Below are 20036 nucleotides of genomic sequence, written 5' to 3' on the forward strand. Positions count from 1 at the left end.
CGCGTGCCGCCATGGCGGTGCGGTGGTGAGACGCTGCACGGGGCCGTGTACACAAGTGGGTGACAGGGCCCGTACGGGGAGGTGGCAGGCAAGTGGTGGATCAGCTTACGCAGCACGATCCGCGGCGGATCGGTCCGTTCGAGGTGCTGGGACGGCTGGGGGCCGGCGGCATGGGGCTGGTCTATCTGGCGCGCTCCGCGTCCGGCCGGCGCGTGGCGATCAAGACCGTCCGCACCGAGCTGGCCGAGGACCAGCTCTTCCGCGTGCGCTTCACGCGCGAGGTGGAGGCGGCGCGGGCGGTCTCCGGCTTCTACACGGCCGCGGTCGTCGACGCCGATCCGCGCGCCGCGGTGCCCTGGCTGGCCACGGCCTACGTCCCCGCGCCCTCCCTCGAGGAGATAGTGAACGAGTGCGGGCCGATGCCGGCCCAGGCGGTGCGCTGGCTGGCGGCCGGGGTCGCGGAGGCGCTCCAGTCGATCCACGGCGCGGGCCTCGTCCACCGTGACCTCAAGCCGTCGAACGTCCTCGTCGTCGAGGACGGCCCCCGGGTGATCGACTTCGGTATCGCGTCCGGCGTTTCGAACACGCGTTTGACGATGACGAACGTCGCCGTCGGTACGCCCGCCTACATGTCCCCCGAGCAGGCCAAGGACTCGCGCAGTGTCACCGGCGCGAGCGATGTCTTCTCGCTCGGCTCGATGCTCGTGTTCGCCGCCACCGGTCACCCCCCGTACCGCGGCGCGAACCCGGTCGAGACGGTGTTCATGCTGCTGCGCGAGGGCCCGGACCTGGAGGGCCTCCCGGACGAGCTGCGGCCGCTGATCGAGTCCTGTATGCAGATGGAGGCGACGGCCCGCCCCAACCCGGCCGACCTCCAGGCCCAGCTCGCCCCGCACCTCTTCGGCTCCGGCTCCGACGACAGCGGTACGGCGTCGGCGTGGCTGCCCGAGAAGGCCGTCACGCTCATCGAGACCCGCCGCGGTGGCCTCCGGCCGGTGAGACCGGCACCGACGACTCCGCGCAGCGTGGGCGGTGGCGGCGGTGGCGGCGGTGGAGTAGGCATGGCCCGTCCCGCCGTACCCCCGCCCCCGGTGCACGATCCGGTGGTGCCGGCTCCGCCCGTGCCCCCGGTGCCGGCGCTGCCCGCGCCGGTCGCGGTCGGCTCCCCGGACACCGGCCCGGTGCTGCTGGCCGGCGCGGCCGTGCCGATCGGGCCCGGCCCGCGCGTCGCCGACGTCCGCGCCACGGCCGCCGTCAAGGCGCCGGTGCCCGAGCCTGGCCTAGTCGCCTCCTGGACCCGGATCCGCCCCGGCGTCAACGGCGCCGACACCGCCCTGCCCGCGCCGCACGGGGCCCCGGCCCTGCCGCCGGCCCCGGAGACCCCGGCGGGCTGGCGCCCGTGGCGGTTCCGTATGTCCAACGACGTGTGGGGCACCCCGGCGGTCGCGGGCGACCTCGTCTACGTCACCTCCTTCGAGGTGCACGCCCTGGACGTGGCGACCGGCAGGCGCCGTTTCAAGACGCGGGACGTGGCCTGGTCGATGGCGGTCGCCGACGGCAGGGTGCACGCCTCCGACGGCCCGACCCTCTTCGCCCTGGAGGCCCGCGAGGGCGGTGACCTGTGGCGGCTCCAGACGGACGCGTGGGTGTACTCCCTCAAGGCCGAGCGGGGCACGGTCGTCACCGGCACCCGCGGCGGCGGCGTCCAGGCGTGGGAGGCGTCCACGGGGCAGAAGCTGTGGGAACTCACCGGCTGCCAGACCGACTTCGAGTCCCCGGAGGCGGGCCCCGCCCTGCACGACGGCACCGTCTTCGTGTGGCAGGACGCCCGGCTGCGGGCGCTGGACGCCCGTACCGGCGACGAGCGCTGGGCGTACCCCATCGGCGACGCGGCCTCCTGCGGCGGCGTCCCGGTCCGGGTCACGCCCGCCCCCGACGGCCACGTCTACCTCACGGCCGGCACCCGGGTGCTCGCCGTGGACGTCACGAGCGGCCGGGTGCGCTGGCACTTCGAGGCCCCGGCGGTCTTCCTCTCCCCGCCCACCTTCGTCCCCGGCCCCGCGGTCACCGGCGGCGGCGTGTACCTCGCCGACTACCTCGGCACGGTGTACGCCCTCGACGCGGGCGACGGCCGCGACCGCTGGCGCATCGCCACCGAGGCCCGCTCCTCCATCGACCCGGTGCTGGTCGCGGCGGGCCACGTCCACGTCGGCAGCGGCAAGGGCCTCTACACCCTGGACGCGGTCACCGGCACACCCAAGTGGCGCTTCCAGGCGGGCGGCGACATCGTCGGCGCCCCGGCGGTCGCGGAGGGCCGCATCCACTTCGGCTCCTCCGACCACCTCCTCTACACCCTCAAGGCCGACGACGGCCGCCTCCGCTGGAAACTCGCCACCGGCGGCGAGATCACCGGCTCCCCGGTCGTCCGAGACGGCGTGGTCTACGCATGCAGCAAGGACCGCTGCGTATACGCCCTGGACGCGGAGAAGGGGACGGGGACGGCGCGTACGGCTTGACCGGGGACCGGGGCCGTCCCTCACCGGGACGGCCGGCGGGTGCCCGCGGCTGCCGCTGGAGCGCGCTGGTGCGTGCTGGTGCGGGTCTTCAGTCCTTGGCCAGCAGTTCCCGGGCCGCGTAGTAGGCATGCAGCGCGGCCTCGCTGCCGGACCCCAGGGCGGTCATGATCCGTTGGAAGCGGGCGGAGCGGAGGTCGCCGGCCACGATGACGCGAGGGTGCTGGTCCGCGGGCGGGCAGTATCCGTCCACGCCACGGGTCAGGTCGCCGGACGGGGAGGTCGGTGCGTTCCCGATACTGAGGTAGGCGGCACCCGCCGTGATCATCTGCCGTACGCCGTCGTGACCCACCACTTCCGCTGACACCGAAGTGCCTTCCGTCAGATCCAACGTCAGATGCTCGACGGGGAAGAGCGAGACTCGGGGGTCCTCGCGGATCTCTTCGACCTTGTACGCGTCGGCCGCCGGGTACGCCACGAGTAGACGCGTGTCGGTGGTCGGATGGGCGCGCAGGAAGGTACCGATCGGGCGGTCGCCGCCGAGGACGAGGAGAGTGCGGCCTTCGGCGTCGTCCGCCTCGGCCTGCCAGAGCGGGGGCAGGGTCAGGCCGTCGGGGGCGGTGATCCACGTGACGTCGCGGGGCTGGAGGGGACCGACTCCGGTGGCGACGATGGCGTGCGGAGCGGTGAGACGGGCGCCGGTGTCCACCGTGATGGTCACGCGGTCGTCGTCGGCGCGGAGCTCGGTGACGTGTCGGCCGAGTTCGAGGCGGCACAGCTCCGTGTCCTTCAACTCCGCGACGATGGAGTCGGCCAGTTCGGCGCCGCCGGTGTAGCCGCCGAGGACATTGTTCAGGGCCGGAATCCGGTAGAGGTTGCGGCACAGCCGGTCCGGCTCGACCAGGATCGAGCGCATGCCGACGCTGGCGGCCATGCGGGCGGCGGCGCAGCCGGCCGGGCCGCCGCCGATGATGATCAGGTCGGTGTCGTACAGCGTGTCGGCCATGGGCCTATTCCAGCACCGGTGCTCCGGCGTACGCGGCGAGTTGACCCATCACGTGCTCGGTGGCGACGAGTTGGCCTGTTCCGATCAGACGACGGGCGACGATGAGGCCGGCGTCGTGGACGTCCGGGCCCGCGTCGCTGGCGCAGGCGTCGGTGACGATCCAGGGCACGTAGCCGTGCTCGAAGGCGTCGGCGGCGGACTTCAGGACACAGCTCTCCGTGGCGATCCCGCAGAAGACGAGGTCGGTCCAGCCGGCCCGGCGGACCAGTTCAGTGGCCTCGGCCGTGAAAAGCGTGTACCCGGTCTTGTCGACGACCGCGTGTGCGTGGGCGGCAGCCTCGGCGAGCTCGGTGACGATGTCGGTCTCGGGCGCTTCCTGGAGCCGGTGCCACTGGAAGAAGCGCTCGTAGGGGCTGTCCGGGTAATTGAAGTACCGGGTGAAGATCACGGGTCGGCCGGCAGCGGACCACGTGCCGACCAGGTCGGAGACCACAGGAACAGCGTGACGGCTGTGGTGGTTCACGAAGCCGTTCTGCATGTCGATCACGACCAGCGCGGCGCTGCCGATGTCCATCCGCTGTCTCTCCTGCCCCGTGTTCTCAGCCGACGCTCTCGCGCAGCGCGTCCTGTGCGGCGCGCAGCCGCTCGGCCAGTCCGCTGGTCTTCATGATGGCCTCCCGCATCAGGACGTGCTGCGCGGTCTCCTGGGCCCGGGCGGTGGTGAGCCGGGAGTAGGCGGCTCGCAGGAAGCGCCAGCCGTACTGCTCGGGCATGGAGGGGTCTTGGCCGTCCTCGGCCGTCGCTTGCATGGCTGGACGGTGCATCAGCGGCTGTGCACGGTTGGGTGCTCACGTAACCGCCCGCATCCCGCACCTGCAAGCCAGTCACCCGGACGGGTGACGCGCCCCTCGCGACCAGGGAGGGTGGGTGGGCGGGAGTTCTTTCCCCAGTTCTTTAAGGAGCCCCGCGCCCCACCGAAACCCGGCCGACAAGGTCCCGGTGAGCCCGGGGAACGGATGGCGTCAGACCAGCTTCTTCACCATGACGGCATACAGCGGTGAGTCGGCGAACGGCCGCTGCTCGCCCACCTTTTCGTAGCCCCATGACTCGTACAGCTCCTGGACCTTCGGGTGAGTCACGTCGACCAGCAGCACCGCGAGATCCTCACCGCGTTCCTTCAACAGGGCCTCGTGCAGACGCTCCGAGATGCCTTGCTTCCGCCACCCCGGGCGCACCATCACCTCCGAGACGGCATAGGTCGCGGCGCGGCCGCCGTCCGGCTCGAACCCGGTGGAGCGCCACCATTCGCGGCCCGGCTGAAGCGGGGCACCGTACGCGAAGCCGGTCGGCTCGTCCCCGTCGAAGGCCACGACACAGGTGAAGCCGTCCATCCCCGACCAGTGATCGACGAACCAGGGAAACCGCTGGTTGAACTCGTCGTCCATCGCGTCGGCGTAGGAGTCGGCGTGCACATCGATCAGCATCTGCCTGAAACCCTCGGGGAGTCCTCCCTCGCCGTAGTGCCGCAGGTCGATCACCCTGGTCACGCTCGACTCCATTCATCTCGCATACGGTCTGCCCAGTCCCGGGCGTACGCCGTGGACGGCGCCAGCCGGAACAGGTCGCGGTGGAAGTCTCCGATCAGCGTGCGCATCCGTCCAGGCAGTGGAGCGCCGTCCATGATCGCGAAGACGGTGGCGGCGGTTGTCGTGGCCTGCTCCGGCTCTCCCTGCCGGAGCTGCGCGAGCGCGAGCTGACATGTGGCCAGGGCGCGGTTGCGGCGGAACTCCGCCGGGATCCTGGCCAGCGCGCGATGCGCCATGGCCTCGGCGTCGACGGACTCGCCGTTGTGGTTCAGGATGATGGCCGCGAGGTGGTTGAGTTCGGCAGCCCCGTAGAAAGCGGTCCACCGGGGGCGCTCGTCCTCAGCCGCCTTTCCGAGGGTTTCCTGTGCCGCACCGACAGCCCTTTTGGCGGCTTGCGGGTCCCCCAACGACGAGTGGGCAAGGGCGAGGCGGACGCGGCCCATGGAGCCGAAGAAGGGGTCCCTGCGAGCGGCCCGGGACGCGGTGGCGGCCTGCGCCGCGGCGAGTTGCTCCGGCCCGTTCTTCCGTTGGTAGGCCAGCATCGCCATGTTGATCCAGACGCGCATTCCCGTGGCAGGGTCCTGAGACAGGCCGGCGAACGTGGTCGACTCGTGCAGGTGCATCCGTGCCGCGTCCAGGTCCCGTAGATCGATGCACGCCCACGCCGCGATGGTGGTGTATTCGGCTGCGAGGGCGTAAAGGGCCCGGCGCACCCGCTCGCCTGCGTTCCGTTGCTGGAGCTCCAGAACCCTGGCCCGGCCTGTGAGAGCGGCCGTCGCCAACGAAGCGCGCCCGCCTTGGCGGTCGTCCGCCTCAACGAGTTTGTTCATGCCCGCTGCGGCTCGGACCACATCAGCCATACCCACCGACCGGCGCTGTTGGACGACCGGGACGGCCCCGACCGCCGATCCGGTGGTGGAGACGATGAAGGCGCGACGCCGCACGGGATCCTCCGGGGGGTGTTGCATGGAGCTGGGTGCGCTGAACCCTAAGTCCGTCACGGGGCAGCCGAACACATGCTCAAGTGCCGCGCAAGTACGTCCGATTGGACGCCGACTCGACCCGTTGAGCAGATTGCGGACCGTCCGCGCCGACATTTCCCCCGGCCTACCGGTGATCTCCAGTAGTGCCTTGTTGAGTCGAGCGGCCAACTCGTCCTGTGTCAGGCCGAGTTGATCAATCCGGCTTTGAAGGATGAGATTCGCTCCCATGTATCGAACGTAGCGCTGCCGTCACTCTGCCGCCCAGGCGTCGGGTAATGCGAACGCAAAGTCTTCCGGTGGTGGGCTTGCACGAAACCGAACCTGTTCCTGTTGCCTTCCACCCTCAGCTCGTTGACTGGTCATCAGCCGTCGAGCGGGTTCCTGCACGACGGCACGGAGGAAAGCCCGGCTCTGCTTCCCCTGCCAGAGCCGGGTACCCCACGCCGGAGGAAGAGACCTCGTGACCATGACTGCCGCAAGTACCGATGCGACCGGCGCCCCCGGTCGCAGCAGCGCGGAACTGCCGTGCGTCCCCGAGTCCGTGGGTCGTGCCCGCGCCTTCGTCACTGGAGTTCTGACCGGTTGGGGCATGGAAGGCGACCTTTCCGACTGCGGTGAGGCCATCGTCTCGGAACTGCTGACGAACGTTGTCGACCACACCGGGACAGACCTGACCGAGGTCGCCGTCGAGCGCCGCGGCGACGGCTCCGTGCGCATCGAAGTCACCGACAGGTCCCAGTCCGCACCGCGTTTGGGGAAGGCCGCTGACGACGCCGAATGCGGCCGGGGGCTGAGTCTGGTCGATGCCCTGAGCGCGTGTTGGGGCTACGACGCGCACCCCGACGGCAAGGTCACCTGGGCTGAGATCAAGATCCCGACGGGGGGAGCCCGGTGAGTACGTCCGGGGCCGACGGGCGCCCAGCGCAGGAGCCACCACTCCTCGATGTGGACAGCCCCCAGTCCGGACGGCCGTCCGGCACGACCGCTGACAGCCTTCCGGCCCGCTGCTGCCGGTCGGCCTTTCCCTCTGACACATACGACCGAAGGAATCTCATGACGAACACGACCGTCGAACCGGACGAGGCGGCCCGCCTGCGGAACACGGTGGTGGACGAGTTGTGCGCGGACGGCACGATCTCCTCCCCGGAGATCGAAGCGGCGATGCGCAAGGTGCCCCGCCACGAGTTCACTCCCGACACACCGCTGGCGAAGGCGTACGACCCGTACGCCGCCATGATCACCAAGACGGACGAGCACGGCGTGCAGCTCAGCTCCGTCTCCGCCCCGCAGATCCAGGCCATGATGCTGGAGCAGGCCAGGCTGCGACCTGGGATGCGCGTGCTGGAGATCGGCTCGGGCGGGCTGAACGCGGCCTACCTCGCCGAACTCGTCGGTGAGGACGGCGAGGTCGTCACGGTGGACATCGACCCCGGTGTCACCAGTCGCGCTCGGCGGCTCCTGGACGCCCACGGGTACGACACCGTGCGCGTCGTCACCGCCGACGCAGCCGATCCCATCCCGGATCTCGGTGAGGTCGACGTCGTCATGGTGACCGCCGGGGCCTGGGACATCGCCCCGGCCTGGACCGCGCAGCTCAAGACCGGCGGCCGGCTCGTGGTGCCGCTGCGGATGCGGGGCCTGACCCGATCGGTCTCCTTCACCCAGGTCACGGGCGAGCACGGCCACCACTTGGAGAGTGAGTCGGCGCTGATCTGCGGCTTCGTGCCGATGCAAGGCTCGACCGCCCACCGGGAGGAACTCCTGCTCGTCAACGGCACCCCGGAGATCGGGCTGCGGTTCGACGACGGTCTGCCGACCGACCCGCACAGGCTGGACAACGCCGTCACGACACCGCGCCACGAGATGTGGACCGGTGTCACCGTCGCGCTGCGGGAACTCCTCGACACACTCCAGATGACGATGGCGATCAGCCTGCCGGGCTTCTGCGTGATGGCCGTCGACGACGACCTGGACACCGGCCTGGTCGCTCCGTCGAACAAGAGGTTCGCTCTCGCCGCCGTCGAGGACGACTCCTTCGCCTACCTCGTCACCCGCCGCACCGAGGACGACAAGCACGTCGAGTACGGCGTGCACGCGCTCGGTCCGAACGCGAAGCAGCTCGCCGACCAGGTCGCCGGCGTGTTGCGCGACTGGGAGACCAACCGCCGCGGCGGCCCCGGTCCGGTCATCCGGGTCTATCCGGCCGGCACCCCCGGCGACCGGATCCGGGCGGATCGGGTCATCGACAAGGTGCACAGCCGGATCTCGCTCTCCTGGCCCTCGGCGTGACGCCAAGAGTCAGGCCGTCCCGCACCACCCGCAGACAAGGAAGGTCACCATCATGACGAGCGCCACTCTCACCCCGCCGCCGAGCCTGGACGATGACGACTTCGCGCCTCTGGACGTGAAGGTCGTCGTCGCGGAGTACCCGCACGGCAAGCTCATGTGCACCACGGGCGACGGTTGCGGCACCACCTGCGCGACCGGTTCCTCCGCCTGCAACTCCTTCGTGGAGGACCCGGCCTGACCCGGGGCACCCCTGGCCGGTGGGCCGAAGCACCGCATCCGGCCCACCGGCCGTGTCCCTCTTCCCACGCGTCGCCTGAAGGAAGGGCCGCATGGCTTCCCGAGCAGTTGCCAACTACCAGTGGCAGGGCGCCGCGATGTTGCGCGCCACGACCAGCGCCGAACCGGCGGACGTACCCCGTGAACTCGACCTGGACGACGTGGCCATGACCTGTGGATGGCTGAGCCGCGTCTGGCAGCGCGACGACTTCCGCGGTGCGCTGGAGCTGGCCACCCCCGTTCTCTCCCAGGCCATCGAGGCCGTCGTCCGCGGTCGGCAGACCGACCCCCGGCGCGTTCGCCGCACCGCGCTGTCGACGGTTTCCTACCTTCTGCGGTGGCAGCACCGCCCGACTCCGCTGGGACTGTTCGCAGGCACCGTCCCCGTGACCGTCGGACCGCTGCCGAGCGTGCGATGGCGAGACAAGCACCGCGTGACGGTCCGGCCGGACGCCGAGTGGGTCACCGACGTGATCCTTCGCCTCCAGCGCAGCCCCGAACTGCTGAAGCGGCTGCCGCTCATCGCCAACAACGCCGCTCACGTACGTGGTGACCGGCTGGTGGCGCCGGGACTGCCCTCCGACGGCCACACCCACCTCATGGCGCCGGTCGAGACCTCCGTCCGCAACGCCCGGCCGGTGGCCGCCGCGATGGCTGCGGCCCGCGCCCCCATCTCCTACGCCGACCTTCACGCGCACCTGCGCGGCAGCTTTCCCCTGGCAACCATGGAGGAGGTGGACGCCCTCCTCGTGGGCCTGATCGAGCAGCAGTTCCTCATCACCAGCCTGTGGGCGCCCATGACCACTGTGGACGCCTTCCAGCACCTGTGCCGAGAGTTGGACCGGCATCACGCGGACGGCATCCCGGACGTGCGGGACCTGGTGCGCACGCTGTACGTGGTGCGCGATGACGCGTCCTTACGCGGGCCCACGCCCTCCAGAGCCGACGTGAGTACGCTCACAGCGCGGATGCGTGCCCTCACCTCCGTGACGTCGACACCGCTGCTCATCGACACGGCCCTCGACTGCGAAGTGCAGATCCCTCGTGCCGTCATCGCCGAAGTCCAAGCAGCCGTCACAGCCCTGTACCGCACCACGGCGCAGCCTTACGGGTATCAGCATTGGCGCGACTATCACCGCCGGTTCCGGGCCCGGTACGGCGTCGGCGCCCTCGTGCCGGTGATGGACCTGGTCGCCGACAGTGGTCTCGGTCTTCCCGCCGGGTACCTCGGCTCCGAACGCGATGCCGCGCCCAAGCCGCTCACCGACCGTGACGAACTGCTGCTGGCCCTGGTACAACAGGTCCTCTTGGAAGGGCGCGACGAACTCCTGCTGACCGACGCGACGGTCGACGCCCTGGAGAGGGCAGCCGGACGGGACGAGCGGCTGTTGGCGCCCCGGGTGGAGGCCGCCTTCGAAGTCCACGCCCCCAGCACCGAGGCTTTGGCCCGAGGCATCTTCGACGTGCTGTTGACCGCGGTTCCTCGGCCCGGCAGCAGCATGGCCGGCCGGTTTGCCCACGTCCTGCCGCCCGAACAACAGGACGCTCTCGCCGCCACCTACCGCGGCGGCCCCGATGTCCTTCCCGCACAGCTCGTGTTCCCGCCGCGCCGCCGCCGGAGCGAGAACGTCACCCGTACACAGCAGTTGCTGCCGAACGTCATCGAGCTGTCCGGCCACCGGGAGGCGGACGAGACGGCGATCCAGCTCACCGACATCGCCGTCACCGCTGACTCCCGTAGCTTCCACCTCGTGCAGTTCTCCACCGGCCGACGCATCGCCGTACGGGTCCTGCACGCTCTGGAAGGCGGGACCCAGACCCCGCCACTGGCCCGCTTCCTTGCCGAGGTGGCAACTGCTCGGTACGCGGCCTACAAGCCGTTCGACTTCGGCGCCGGTGCCCGCCTCCCCTTCCTGCCGCGAGTGCCCTATCGCCGTACCACCCTCGCTCAGGCCCGATGGCTGCTGATGGCTGAAGAACTGCCCGGTCGCAAGGTCACGACGGAGCAGTGGGAGTCCGTCTTCGACGCCTGGCGTGACCGGCTGCGCGTTCCTGAGCAGATCGCCGTGATCGAGTACGACCAGCGCCTCCCGCTGGACCTGTCCCACCCGGTCCACCGCCGGGTGCTTCGGACCCACCTGGAGAACTCCCGGCGCCTGGAGTTGCGTGAGGTTGCGGACGGTGACGCCCATGGCTGGATCGGGCGGGCGCACGAAGTGTGGGTGTCCCTCGGCCGCCCTCGAACCGAGAGCACCGACGTGCCCCGACCACGCCCCGCCACACCAGTCACCACGGGCCGGCATCTGCCCGGCGGCGGCGACATCCTTCACGCGCGGCTTCACGCCCACCCGCGACGCTACGACGAGATCCTGAGCCGGTATCTGCCCCGCCTGCTCGCCGCATTTGGCAACAGCCCACCGATGTGGTGGTTCACCCGGCATCGGGAGATGGCCCGCCCGGACGCCGATCAGCACCTCGACATCACGCTGCACCTGCCACAGAGCGCGTACGCGACCGCAGCCGAACACGTTCGCACCTGGGCGGACACCCTGCGCGCCCTCGGCATGGTGTCCGGACTGTCCCTGGCCACCTATCAGCCGCAGACCGGGCGCTTCGGCCACGGAAAGGCAATGACCGCCGCGCACGAGGTCTTCGCGGCGGACTCCGTCGCCGTTCTCGCGCAGATCCGGCTTGCCGAGCGCACCGACACCCTGGCACCCCAGGCACTCGCGGCGGCCGGCGCCCTGAACCTCGTGGCCCACCTCGCCCCGAGCGTGCGTGAGGCCGAAGAGTGGCTGGTGCGCAACCTTCCCCAGGGCAACGGTCGGCTGGACCGGTCCCTGCTCAGCCAGGTGATCCAACTCGCTGCACCTGAAGGCATTTCGGTTCTCGCGGCTCTTCCCGGTGGCTCCCTGGTCACCGAAGCGTGGCAGTCCCGTGCGGCAGTGCTGGACACCTACCGGAACACCCTGGCAGCGGAGCGCGATCCGCTCGGCGTCGCCCGGTCCCTGCTGCACCAGCACCACGTCCGGGCGCTGGGCGTCCACCCACGCGGCGAAGCCACAACGCTCCGGCTGGTACGGACCGCGGCCCTCCAGCACAGGATGGCGAGCCGATGAACGCGCCGACCGCCACTGCCACGGCGACCCTGGAGCAGTACGCCGCTCACCTGGCCGAACCGTCGCCGTCACCCGCGGACGAGCCCTGGACGGTGCAGTCCCTCGCCGACGGTGCCGCAGGGATCAGCCTGCTGCACGTCGAGACGGCCGGCCGGCATGGCAGCTCCTGGCGCCTCGCACACCGGTGGATCACCGCCGCAGCCAGTGGGCACATCAACGCGGCCGACACCGCGGGGCTGTACCTGGGCGCCCCCGCTGTCGGCTTCCTCCTCAGCACCGTCCCGCCACCCTTCCAGCATCTCTACGATTCGGCGCGCAAGATCCTCCACCGGCACATCACCGACCTCGCCCATCGTCGCGTCGACGCCGCGCTCAGCCGCGTCCGCAGGCGGGACCTCCCCACGTTCGGCGAGTACGACCTCTTCTACGGCCTCACCGGCATCGGTGCGTACCTACTGCGCACCGATCCCGAAGGGCCCGCACTCGAACGGGTCCTTCGGTACCTCGTCGTCCTGACCCGCCCGCTCGCCCCCGGCGGTCGAGGTCTGCCAGGCTGGTGGGTCCGCCACGATCCCACCCGCGGCGAATCCCCCCAATTCCCCGGAGGCCACGGCAACTTCGGTGCCGCACACGGCGTCACCGGCCCGCTTCTCCTCCTGGCTCAGGCCATGCGCCGAGGCATCACCGTCGGCGGCCACCGCGACGCCATGTGGACCATCTGCGAACACCTCGACGCATGGCGCCGCCCCGGCCCTTCCGGCCCCTGGTGGCCGGAGCACATCTCGCGCCGTGACCTCGACCGCGGACTCCCTCACCACGGCGCCCCAGCCCGGCCGAGCTGGTGCTACGGGGCGACGGGCATCGCACGGGCTGGGCAACTCGCTGGGATCGCACTGCGCGCCCACGACCTTCAGACGCTCTACGAGGACGCCCTGTACCGCGCCCTGACCGATCCAGAACAACTCGCCCATATCACCGACACCGGCCTGTGCCACGGCTGGGCGGGCATCTACCAGACCGCCGTCCGCGCCGCCGCCGATGCCCTCGACCCCCGCCTTCGGACCCTTCCCGGACGGCTCGGAGACACGCTCACCGCACACGCCCGGCCCGGCGGCCTCCCGACGCCAGGGCTGATCAACGGTGACACCGGCACCGCGCTCGCCCTCTCCACCTACGCCTCACAGCAGGCCCCGAGCACCGGATGGGACGCATGTCTCCTGATCAACTGATCCAGACGGAACCCAGCCCGATTCAGCGTGCGGTCATCACAGCCCTCACCGGCCTGCCCATCGCCGAGGCCGCAGCTCGGTACCGCATGGACCCGACGACCCTGTCCGACGCCGTGACGGTGTACGACCGTGCCGGCCGGGAAGCCCTGGCCCGCCACGCCGCCACGCCCGACTGGTGGCAGGCGTACCTCCGCTTCACCGACTGGTCGAACGCCGACACCAGCTTCACCGCGTACGTGCTCCCCGTGCTGCGGGAGGCAGAGGCTGCCCGGACCATCGACGGCTGGTGGTACACCCGCAAGCACCCGTGCTGGCGCCTGCGTCTTCGTCTGCGATCCGCGACCGGAACCAAGGTGGCCATCGGCGACGGCTTCGACCGCCTCGTCTCGGAAGGACATCTGCACCAGTGGTGGCCGGGCGTCTACGAGCCAGAGACGGCCGCGTTCGGGGGTCCGGCCGCAATGGCGGCCGCGCACGGGCTGTTCATCGCCGACAGTCGAGAAGCGCAGCAACTACGGCAGCGCGATGACCTGGCCGTGGGGCCACGAGAGCTGTCCGTGCTCCTCTGCACGATCATGATGCGCGCCGCCGGACTGGAGTGGTACGAGCAGGGGGATGTCTGGCACCGCGTCATCACGGACGAACACCGGTCGGCCGTCGGCGATGTTCCGGCAGATCTCCTTCGCGCTCGCGCCCAGGAGATCCGTCCTCTGCTCTTCGCCGACAGCGACGCCCTGTTGCACTCCGGCGGTCCGCTGGAGCCCGTCTCCGCGTGGGCCGCCGCCTTCCGGGCCACCGGCCAGGAACTCGGCCGGGCGGTCGAGACGGGTACGCTCGACCGCGGTCTGAGGCAGGTGCTCAGCTACCACGTGCTCTTCCACTGGAACCGCCTCGGGCTGTCCGTGCGGGGGCAGAGCATTCTGGCCTGGGCGGCAAGGGCGGCAATCCTGCACGGTGAACGCGGGTGACTTCACCCTCAGCGGATTCGGGGTTGCTGCGGCGGGCGGTTCGTGAAGAGTTCTTTCTGCTCGGCCGGCGGCAGGTTGCCCAGGGTGATGAGGTGGGGGGCGTGGGAGAAGGCCGCTGTGCGGGTTGCCTCCGTTGCCGTCCAGAGGGCCCTTACCGTGCCCTGGACCGCCGTGGAGGGATATGCCGCGAGCGTCGTCGCGCAAGCCGTCGCCGCGGACAACGCCCCGCCCACCTCCGTGAGTTCGCTGACCAGGCCCATCGCGTACGCCCGTTCCGCCGACAGGCGTTCCCTCGTGCCCATGAGCATCAGGCGGGCCGCCTCGCCGTACGGCATGCGGTGGGCCAGGAGGATCGACTCGTACGCGCTGACCATGCCGTACGTGGTGTGCGGGTCGAAGAACACCGCCCCGGCGCCGGCGACGATGAACTCGCACTCGCCGAGGAGGTAGAAGGCGCCCCCGCAGGCCATGCCCTCCACGGCGGCGATCACCGGTTTCCACAGGTCGTTCGCCTTCGGGCCCACGGTGAGGAGGGGATCGTCCTGCATGAAAGGGGAGTTGGGCTGGGGGACCGTCGTGTCGCGGTCCAGGCCGGTGGTGAAGGCTCGGGTGCCCGTGCCCGTGAGGACCACCGCCCGTGTCGTGTCGTCGTGGCGTAACTCCTGCCAGGTGGCGCGGAGTTCGTCCGCCGTCGCCGTGTCCATCGCGTTCAGGCGCGCCGGGCGGTTCAGGGTGACGATCGCCACGCCTGTGTTCTTGTCTGTGGTCACGCGGATGCTCATGGCCGCTCCAGGATCCAGCGCGGCAACCCCTCGTCATCGAAGACCGCCTGGACTCGGGCGCCGATGCGGATGCGGTCCGGTGGGAAGGAGTTGAGGGGTGCTCCCGCCCGTGTGACCAGGTTGCCGATCAGGCGGATGCGGGGCGCGTCGGTGAGTTCGACGACGATCACGTTGTACGGGGCCTGCGCGGCGTAGTCGGGGAGGAGAGGGGGGTGCGGGACGACGTAGGACCAGATGCGGCCTCGGCCCGAGACCCGTCGCCACTCGCTCGTGAAGGACTGGCAGTGGGGGCAGCAGGGGCGGGGCGGGAAGCGGGGTTCGGCGCAGTCGGCGCAGGTCTGGACGCGGAGTTCGCCCTGGGCGGCGTACCGCCAGAAGGGGGCGCCGTCGGCGTCGGTGACGGGACTCAGCACGGGTCAGCTCCTCAGCAGCAGGGCGGAGGTGGGGACGCCTTCGCCGGCGGTGACGAGGCAGGTCGCGGCGCCCGGGACCTGGGCGGTGGCGGTGCCGCGCAACTGCTTGACGCCCTCGTTGATCAGGTTGAAGCCGTGGACGTACGCCTCGCTGAGCCCGCCCCCGCCCGTGTTGACCGGCAGCCGTCCGCCGATCTCCAGCGCGCCGCCCTCGGTGAAGGCGCCGCCCTCGCCCCGGCCGCAGAAGCCGTAGCCCTCCAGGGAGAGCGGGACGAGCGGGGTGAACGCGTCGTAGATCTGGGCCACATCGACGTCCGCGGGCGTGAAGTCGGCGTGTTTCCAAAGGTGTCGGGCGGCGGTCCAGGACGGGCCGGTGAGCGGGTCGTCGTTCCAGTAGTTGACCATGCCGTGGTGCTGGGCGGGCAGCCCCTGCGCGGCGGAGTGGACGTACACGGGACGGCGGCGGCAGTCGCGGGCGCGTTCGGCGGAGACGATCACGCAGGCCAACGCGCCATCGGTTTCGAGGCAGTTGTCGTAGAGGCAGAGCGGTTCGCTGATCCAGCGGGAGGTCATGTACATCTCGCGGGTGAGCGGGCGGTCGTACATGATCGCGGCCGGGTTCTGGTTGGCCCGGTTGCGGCAGGCGAGGGCGACGTTGAAGAGGTGGTCGCGGGTCGCGCCGTACTCGTGCATATAGCGGCGGGCGAGCATCGCTATCTCGTCGGCGGGGCGGAGCAGGCCGAAGGGGCGCGTCCACTGGGCCGGGGTGGGGAGTTGGGCGATGGTGTTGGTCCAGGGGCGGGGGCCGCTGCCGCGCTTGCGGGAGCGCCAGGCGACGCCCACCGTGGCCTGGCCCGCGGCGATCGCGGCGGCCAGATGGGCGACCGTCGCACAGGAACCGCCGCCGCCGAAGCCGGTCTTGCTGAAGAAGGTGAGGTCACCGAGGCCGACGGCCTTGGCCAGCTCGACCTCGTCGGTCTCCTCCATGGTGTAGGAGGCGAGCGCGTCGACCTCGCCGGGGGCGATCCCGGCGTCGTCCAGGGCGGCGAGGACGGCACGGCAGGCGAGCGTCCTCTCGTCCTCGGGGAGCCTCTTGGCGAAGGGCGTCTGGCCGATGCCGACGATCGCTGTGGCGTCCTTGACGCCTGGTCCTCCGGTCACCGTGCGCACACCTCCGCAGACGGACGGGCGAGCTGACAGGCCGTCAGGTTAGCGTTAATCTGACGGTCAGTCAGCTACCGGGGTGGAGTGGAGGCTGCGATGGAGTGGGAGAGCATTCCGGCCCTCGTCCGGTGGGCCGCGGAACGGTACGCGGACACCGAGGCCGTGGTGGAGGGCCGTACCCGGATCTCGTACGCCGAACTCGGCGTCCGCGTCGAACGCGCGGCGGCCGCGTGCCTCGCGAACGGCGTCGCGCCGGGCGACCGGGTCGGCATCTGGGCGCCCAACTCGCTGGACTGGATGGTCGCGGCGCTGGGCGCGGTCTCGGCGGGCGCGGTCCTGGTGCCGCTGAACACCCGCTTCAAGGGGACGGAGGCGGCGGACGTGCTGCGGCGCAGCGGGGCGGGGCTGCTCTTCGTTACCGGGACCTTCCTCGGTACGTCGTACGTGGCTTCCCTGAGGAGGGCGGCGGGCGCGGGTGCCTCAGCCCCCGCCCCGGGTGGTCCCCTTCCCGGGCTCCCCGCGCTCAAGCAGGTCGTCGTTCTCTCCGACGACGCCCCCGTCGACTTCCGTACCTGGAAGGACTTCCTGGCGAGCGGGGAGGGGGTGAGCGGGGCGGAGGTCCGGGTGCGGGCGGACGCGGTCCGGGCGGACTGGCCGTCGGACATCGTCTTCACCTCGGGTACGACGGGCCGACCGAAGGGCGCGGTCATCACCCACGCGCAGACCCTGCGCGGTTACGCGATCTGGAGCGAGCTGGCGGGTCTGGAGCGCGGCGACCGCTATCTGATCGTGAACCCCTTCTTCCACACCTTCGGCTACAAGGCCGGTGTGATCGCCTGTCTGACGCGGGGCGCGACGATGATCCCGCAGCCGGTGTTCAACGTGGACACGGTCCTCGCGAACCTGGCGGCGGAGCGCGTCTCCGTGCTGCCCGGCCCGCCCACGCTCCACCAGGCCCTCCTGGACCACGCCTCGCGCGACGCCCACGACCTGTCGGCGCTGCGGCTGGTGGTGACCGGCGCGGCGGTGGTGCCGTTGCGGCTGGTCGAGCGGCTGCGCAGCGAGCTGGGCGTGGACACGGTCCTGACGGCGTACGGGCTGTCGGAGGCGAGCGGCATCGTCACGATGTGCCGGCGCGGCGACGATCCGACGGTGATCGCGTCCACGTCGGGCCGCGCGATCCCGGGTGTCGAGGTGCGGGTGGCGGCGTCCCCGGGGGAGCCGGGGGAGGTGCTGGTCCGCGGGTTCAACGTGATGCGCGGCTACTACGAGGACGAGGCGGCCACGGCCGAGGTCCTCACGCCGGACGGCTGGCTGCGCACCGGGGACGTGGGGGTGCTGGACGAGGCGGGCAACCTGCGGATCACCGACCGGATCAAGGACATGTACATCGTCGGCGGCTTCAACGCGTACCCGGCGGAGATAGAGCAGCTCCTCGGCCTGCATCCCGATGTGAGTGACGTCGCCGTCGTCGGCGTACCGGACGCGCGGCTCGGTGAGGTGGGGCGGGCGTACGTGGTGCGGCGCCGGGGGTCGGTGCTCACCGGGGACGATCTGATCGCCTGGGCGCGGCGCGAGATGGCGAACTACAAGGTGCCGCGGGAGGTGGAGTTCGTGGGCGCGCTGCCGAGGAACGCGAGCGGGAAGGTGGTGAAGGGGGAGTTGCGCGGAGGGCGGGTCACCGGAAGCGGCTCGGCGCAGGGCTCCGTATAAGGCTCCGTGCAAGGTTTCGCATGACGCTTTGCATGACCATGCGTTGTGGTGCATACTCTTCCTATGTCCAAGGTCCTCACCTCCCTGCCCACGGGGGAACGCGTCGGTATCGCCTTCTCCGGCGGTCTCGACACCTCGGTCGCCGTCGCCTGGATGCGCGACAAGGGCGCGATCCCGTGCACCTACACCGCCGACATCGGCCAGTACGACGAGCCCGACATCGCCTCCGTGCCCGGCCGCGCGAAGACCTACGGTGCCGAGATCGCGCGCCTGGTCGACTGCCGCGCGGCTCTGGTCGAGGAGGGCCTGGCCGCGCTCACCTGCGGCGCGTTCCACATCCGCTCGGGCGGGCGGGCGTACTTCAACACCACCCCGCTCGGCCGTGCCGTCACCGGCACGCTGCTGGTGCGGGCGATGCTGGAGGACGACGTCCAGATCTGGGGCGACGGCTCGACGTTCAAGGGCAACGACATCGAGCGGTTCTACCGCTACGGTCTGCTCGCCAACCCGCACCTGCGGATCTACAAGCCCTGGCTGGACGCGGACTTCGTGACCGAGCTGGGCGGCCGCAAGGAGATGTCGGAGTGGCTGCTCGCCCATGAGCTGCCGTACCGCGACAGCACGGAGAAGGCGTACTCCACGGACGCCAACATCTGGGGCGCCACCCACGAGGCGAAGACGCTGGAGCACCTCGACACCGGGGTCGAGACCGTCGAGCCGATCATGGGCGTGCGGTTCTGGGACCCGTCGGTCGAGATCGCCGCCGAGGACGTCACCATCGGCTTCGAGCAGGGCCGGCCCGTGACGATCAACGGCAAGGAGTTCGCCTCGCCGGTCGACCTGGTCATGGAGGCCAACGCCATCGGCGGCCGGCACGGCCTGGGCATGTCCGACCAGATCGAGAACCGCATCATCGAGGCGAAGAGCCGCGGCATCTACGAGGCGCCCGGCATGGCCCTGCTGCACGCGGCCTACGAGCGGCTGGTCAACGCCATCCACAACGAGGACACCCTCGCCCAGTACCACAACGAGGGCCGGCGTCTCGGCCGTCTGATGTACGAGGGCCGCTGGCTGGACCCGCAGGCGCTGATGATCCGCGAGTCCCTCCAGCGGTGGGTCGGCGCGGCCGTCACCGGCGAGGTCACTCTGCGGCTGCGGCGCGGCGAGGACTACTCGGTCCTCGACACTGCGGGCCCGGCGTTCAGCTACCACCCCGACAAGCTGTCGATGGAGCGCACCGAGGACTCCGCGTTCGGCCCGCTGGACCGGATCGGCCAGCTCACCATGCGCAACCTCGACATCGCGGACTCGCGCGCCAAGCTGGAGCAGTACGCCGGCCTCGGCCTGATCGGCACCGGCAGCCCGGCGATCGGCGCGGCCCAGGCCGCCGCGACGGGCCTCATCGGCACCATGCCGGACATGCCCCGGGGCGGCGCCGAGGCCATCGCCTCCCGGGGCGAGGTCGACGAGGACGACGCGCTGCTGGACAGGGCGGCGATGGAATTCGGCACGGACTGAACCGTCGTACAGGTCGCACGGGTCGTACGAAGAAGGCCGCCCCGGACACGCGTATCGCGTCGGGGGCGGCCTTCTCGTACTCCGCGCGGGCGGGCGCTACTTGCCGTCCCGGCCCAGGGCCGGCGGGGCCGGCATGTAGTGGTCGAGAGTCGTGACGGCGCCGTCCTCCGGCTGGGCGTCACCGGTCCGGGCGTCGGTGCCCTGGGTGCCGGCGTCGGCGTCGGCCGGCTGGGCGTCGGCGGTGTCCGTCGCGGGGACGGCCTCGGTCGGAGTCTTCTCGTCGCTCATGGGATGGGCTCCTTGACTGCGGTGCTGATGAGTGAGGAACGCCCGTCCAGCGGCTCCCCCGTGGGCTACTGGACGGGCGTTCGGAGCCGCACCCTAACCGGTCGGGCTCCTGGTCAGACCGTCTGCCCCCCGACGCGACGGTGTGACACGTATGAGCATGCCGGGCGCCGATAAACAAACGCTGAACGG

Annotated in this window: 17 protein-coding genes and 1 pseudogene; 9 read left to right on the plus strand and 9 right to left on the minus strand. The window is 70.8% G+C overall.

Annotation, left to right across the window (positions count from 1 at the left end; all coding sequences use genetic code 11):
- The first annotated feature begins 92 nt into the window (after nt 1-92).
- Nucleotides 93-2516, plus strand: a complete 2424-nt coding sequence (locus tag G6W55_RS04325) for a PQQ-binding-like beta-propeller repeat protein (RefSeq protein ID WP_175519417.1) — start codon at nt 93-95, stop codon at nt 2514-2516.
- A gap of 88 nt (nt 2517-2604) precedes the next feature.
- Here the strand turns inward: G6W55_RS04325 and G6W55_RS04330 are convergent, their stop codons facing one another.
- From G6W55_RS04330 to G6W55_RS04350, 5 genes and pseudogenes are all read right to left on the minus strand, one after another.
- Entirely contained in the window at nt 2605-3519 is a 915-nt protein-coding gene (locus tag G6W55_RS04330) for an FAD-dependent oxidoreductase (protein WP_175519418.1), read from the minus strand.
- A 4-nt stretch (nt 3520-3523) separates the two neighbouring features.
- Nucleotides 3524-4093, minus strand: a complete 570-nt coding sequence (locus G6W55_RS04335; protein WP_175519419.1) for an isochorismatase family cysteine hydrolase — start codon at nt 4091-4093, stop codon at nt 3524-3526.
- 25 nt (nt 4094-4118) lie between these two features.
- Nucleotides 4119-4328, minus strand: a pseudogene (locus tag G6W55_RS04340) (hypothetical protein); the annotation flags it as partial.
- Nucleotides 4329-4541: 213 nt separating this feature from the next.
- Nucleotides 4542-5066, minus strand: a complete 525-nt coding sequence (locus G6W55_RS04345; protein WP_309243626.1) for a GNAT family N-acetyltransferase — start codon at nt 5064-5066, stop codon at nt 4542-4544.
- Nucleotides 5063-6316, minus strand: coding sequence for a helix-turn-helix transcriptional regulator (locus G6W55_RS04350; protein ID WP_175519421.1), 1254 nt, complete (start codon nt 6314-6316; stop codon nt 5063-5065). Before G6W55_RS04350 ends, G6W55_RS04345 begins: the two co-directional genes overlap by 4 nt.
- A gap of 238 nt (nt 6317-6554) precedes the next feature.
- Between G6W55_RS04350 and G6W55_RS04355 the strand changes: the two genes are divergently transcribed.
- The 6 genes from G6W55_RS04355 to G6W55_RS04380 all read left to right on the plus strand — a co-directional run bounded on the left by G6W55_RS04355 (nt 6555) and on the right by G6W55_RS04380 (nt 13969).
- On the plus strand, nt 6555-6983 hold the full coding sequence (locus tag G6W55_RS04355; RefSeq protein ID WP_175519644.1) for an ATP-binding protein: 429 nt from the start codon (nt 6555-6557) through the stop codon (nt 6981-6983).
- A gap of 158 nt (nt 6984-7141) precedes the next feature.
- Nucleotides 7142-8377, plus strand: a complete 1236-nt coding sequence (fxlM, locus tag G6W55_RS04360; RefSeq protein WP_175519422.1) for a methyltransferase, FxLD system — start codon at nt 7142-7144, stop codon at nt 8375-8377.
- Between the two features lie 52 nt (nt 8378-8429).
- Nucleotides 8430-8615, plus strand: coding sequence for an FxLD family lanthipeptide (gene fxlA / locus G6W55_RS04365; RefSeq protein ID WP_175519423.1), 186 nt, complete (start codon nt 8430-8432; stop codon nt 8613-8615).
- Nucleotides 8616-8706: 91 nt separating this feature from the next.
- A complete protein-coding gene (locus G6W55_RS04370; protein WP_175519424.1) occupies nt 8707-11772 on the plus strand; it encodes a lantibiotic dehydratase in 3066 nt (1021 codons plus the stop codon).
- Nucleotides 11769-13001 carry a lanthionine synthetase C family protein gene (locus tag G6W55_RS04375; protein WP_175519425.1) on the plus strand — a complete coding sequence of 411 codons (1233 nt, stop codon included), beginning with the start codon at nt 11769-11771 and terminating at the stop codon, nt 12999-13001. The genes G6W55_RS04370 and G6W55_RS04375 overlap by 4 nt, the downstream gene beginning before the upstream one ends.
- On the plus strand, nt 12983-13969 hold the full coding sequence (locus G6W55_RS04380) for a thiopeptide-type bacteriocin biosynthesis protein (RefSeq protein ID WP_175519426.1): 987 nt from the start codon (nt 12983-12985) through the stop codon (nt 13967-13969). The genes G6W55_RS04375 and G6W55_RS04380 overlap by 19 nt, the downstream gene beginning before the upstream one ends.
- Nucleotides 13970-13977: 8 nt before the next feature.
- Here G6W55_RS04380 and G6W55_RS04385 read toward each other — a convergent pair whose 3' ends face one another.
- From G6W55_RS04385 to G6W55_RS04395, 3 genes are read right to left on the minus strand one after another with little or no spacing between them, the layout of a single operon-like run.
- Nucleotides 13978-14751, minus strand: a complete 774-nt coding sequence (locus tag G6W55_RS04385) for an enoyl-CoA hydratase/isomerase family protein (RefSeq protein WP_175519427.1) — start codon at nt 14749-14751, stop codon at nt 13978-13980.
- Nucleotides 14748-15164 (minus strand): Zn-ribbon domain-containing OB-fold protein, encoded by a 417-nt coding sequence (locus G6W55_RS04390; protein WP_175519428.1) that lies wholly within the window; start codon nt 15162-15164, stop codon nt 14748-14750. The genes G6W55_RS04385 and G6W55_RS04390 overlap by 4 nt, the downstream gene beginning before the upstream one ends.
- Nucleotides 15165-15167: 3 nt before the next feature.
- Entirely contained in the window at nt 15168-16325 is a 1158-nt protein-coding gene (locus G6W55_RS04395; protein WP_175519429.1) for a lipid-transfer protein, read from the minus strand.
- Nucleotides 16326-16424: 99 nt separating this feature from the next.
- Between G6W55_RS04395 and G6W55_RS04400 the strand changes: the two genes are divergently transcribed.
- On the plus strand, nt 16425-18041 hold the full coding sequence (locus G6W55_RS04400) for a FadD3 family acyl-CoA ligase (RefSeq protein WP_175519430.1): 1617 nt from the start codon (nt 16425-16427) through the stop codon (nt 18039-18041).
- A gap of 63 nt (nt 18042-18104) precedes the next feature.
- Nucleotides 18105-19559: an argininosuccinate synthase gene (argG, locus tag G6W55_RS04405; protein WP_175519431.1), complete on the plus strand. Its 1455-nt coding sequence runs from the start codon at nt 18105-18107 to the stop codon at nt 19557-19559.
- Nucleotides 19560-19655: 96 nt separating this feature from the next.
- On the opposite strand, the gene G6W55_RS04410 is transcribed toward argG, so the two are convergent.
- The gene (locus G6W55_RS04410; RefSeq protein ID WP_175519432.1) at nt 19656-19847 is read right to left on the minus strand and encodes a hypothetical protein; all 192 of its coding nucleotides are present in this window, start codon (nt 19845-19847) and stop codon (nt 19656-19658) included.
- Between the last annotated feature and the right edge of the window lie 189 nt (nt 19848-20036).

This window comes from Streptomyces sp. CAI-85, assembly GCF_013363615.1.
Classification (GTDB): Bacteria; Actinomycetota; Actinomycetes; order Streptomycetales; family Streptomycetaceae; genus Streptomyces; species Streptomyces antibioticus_B.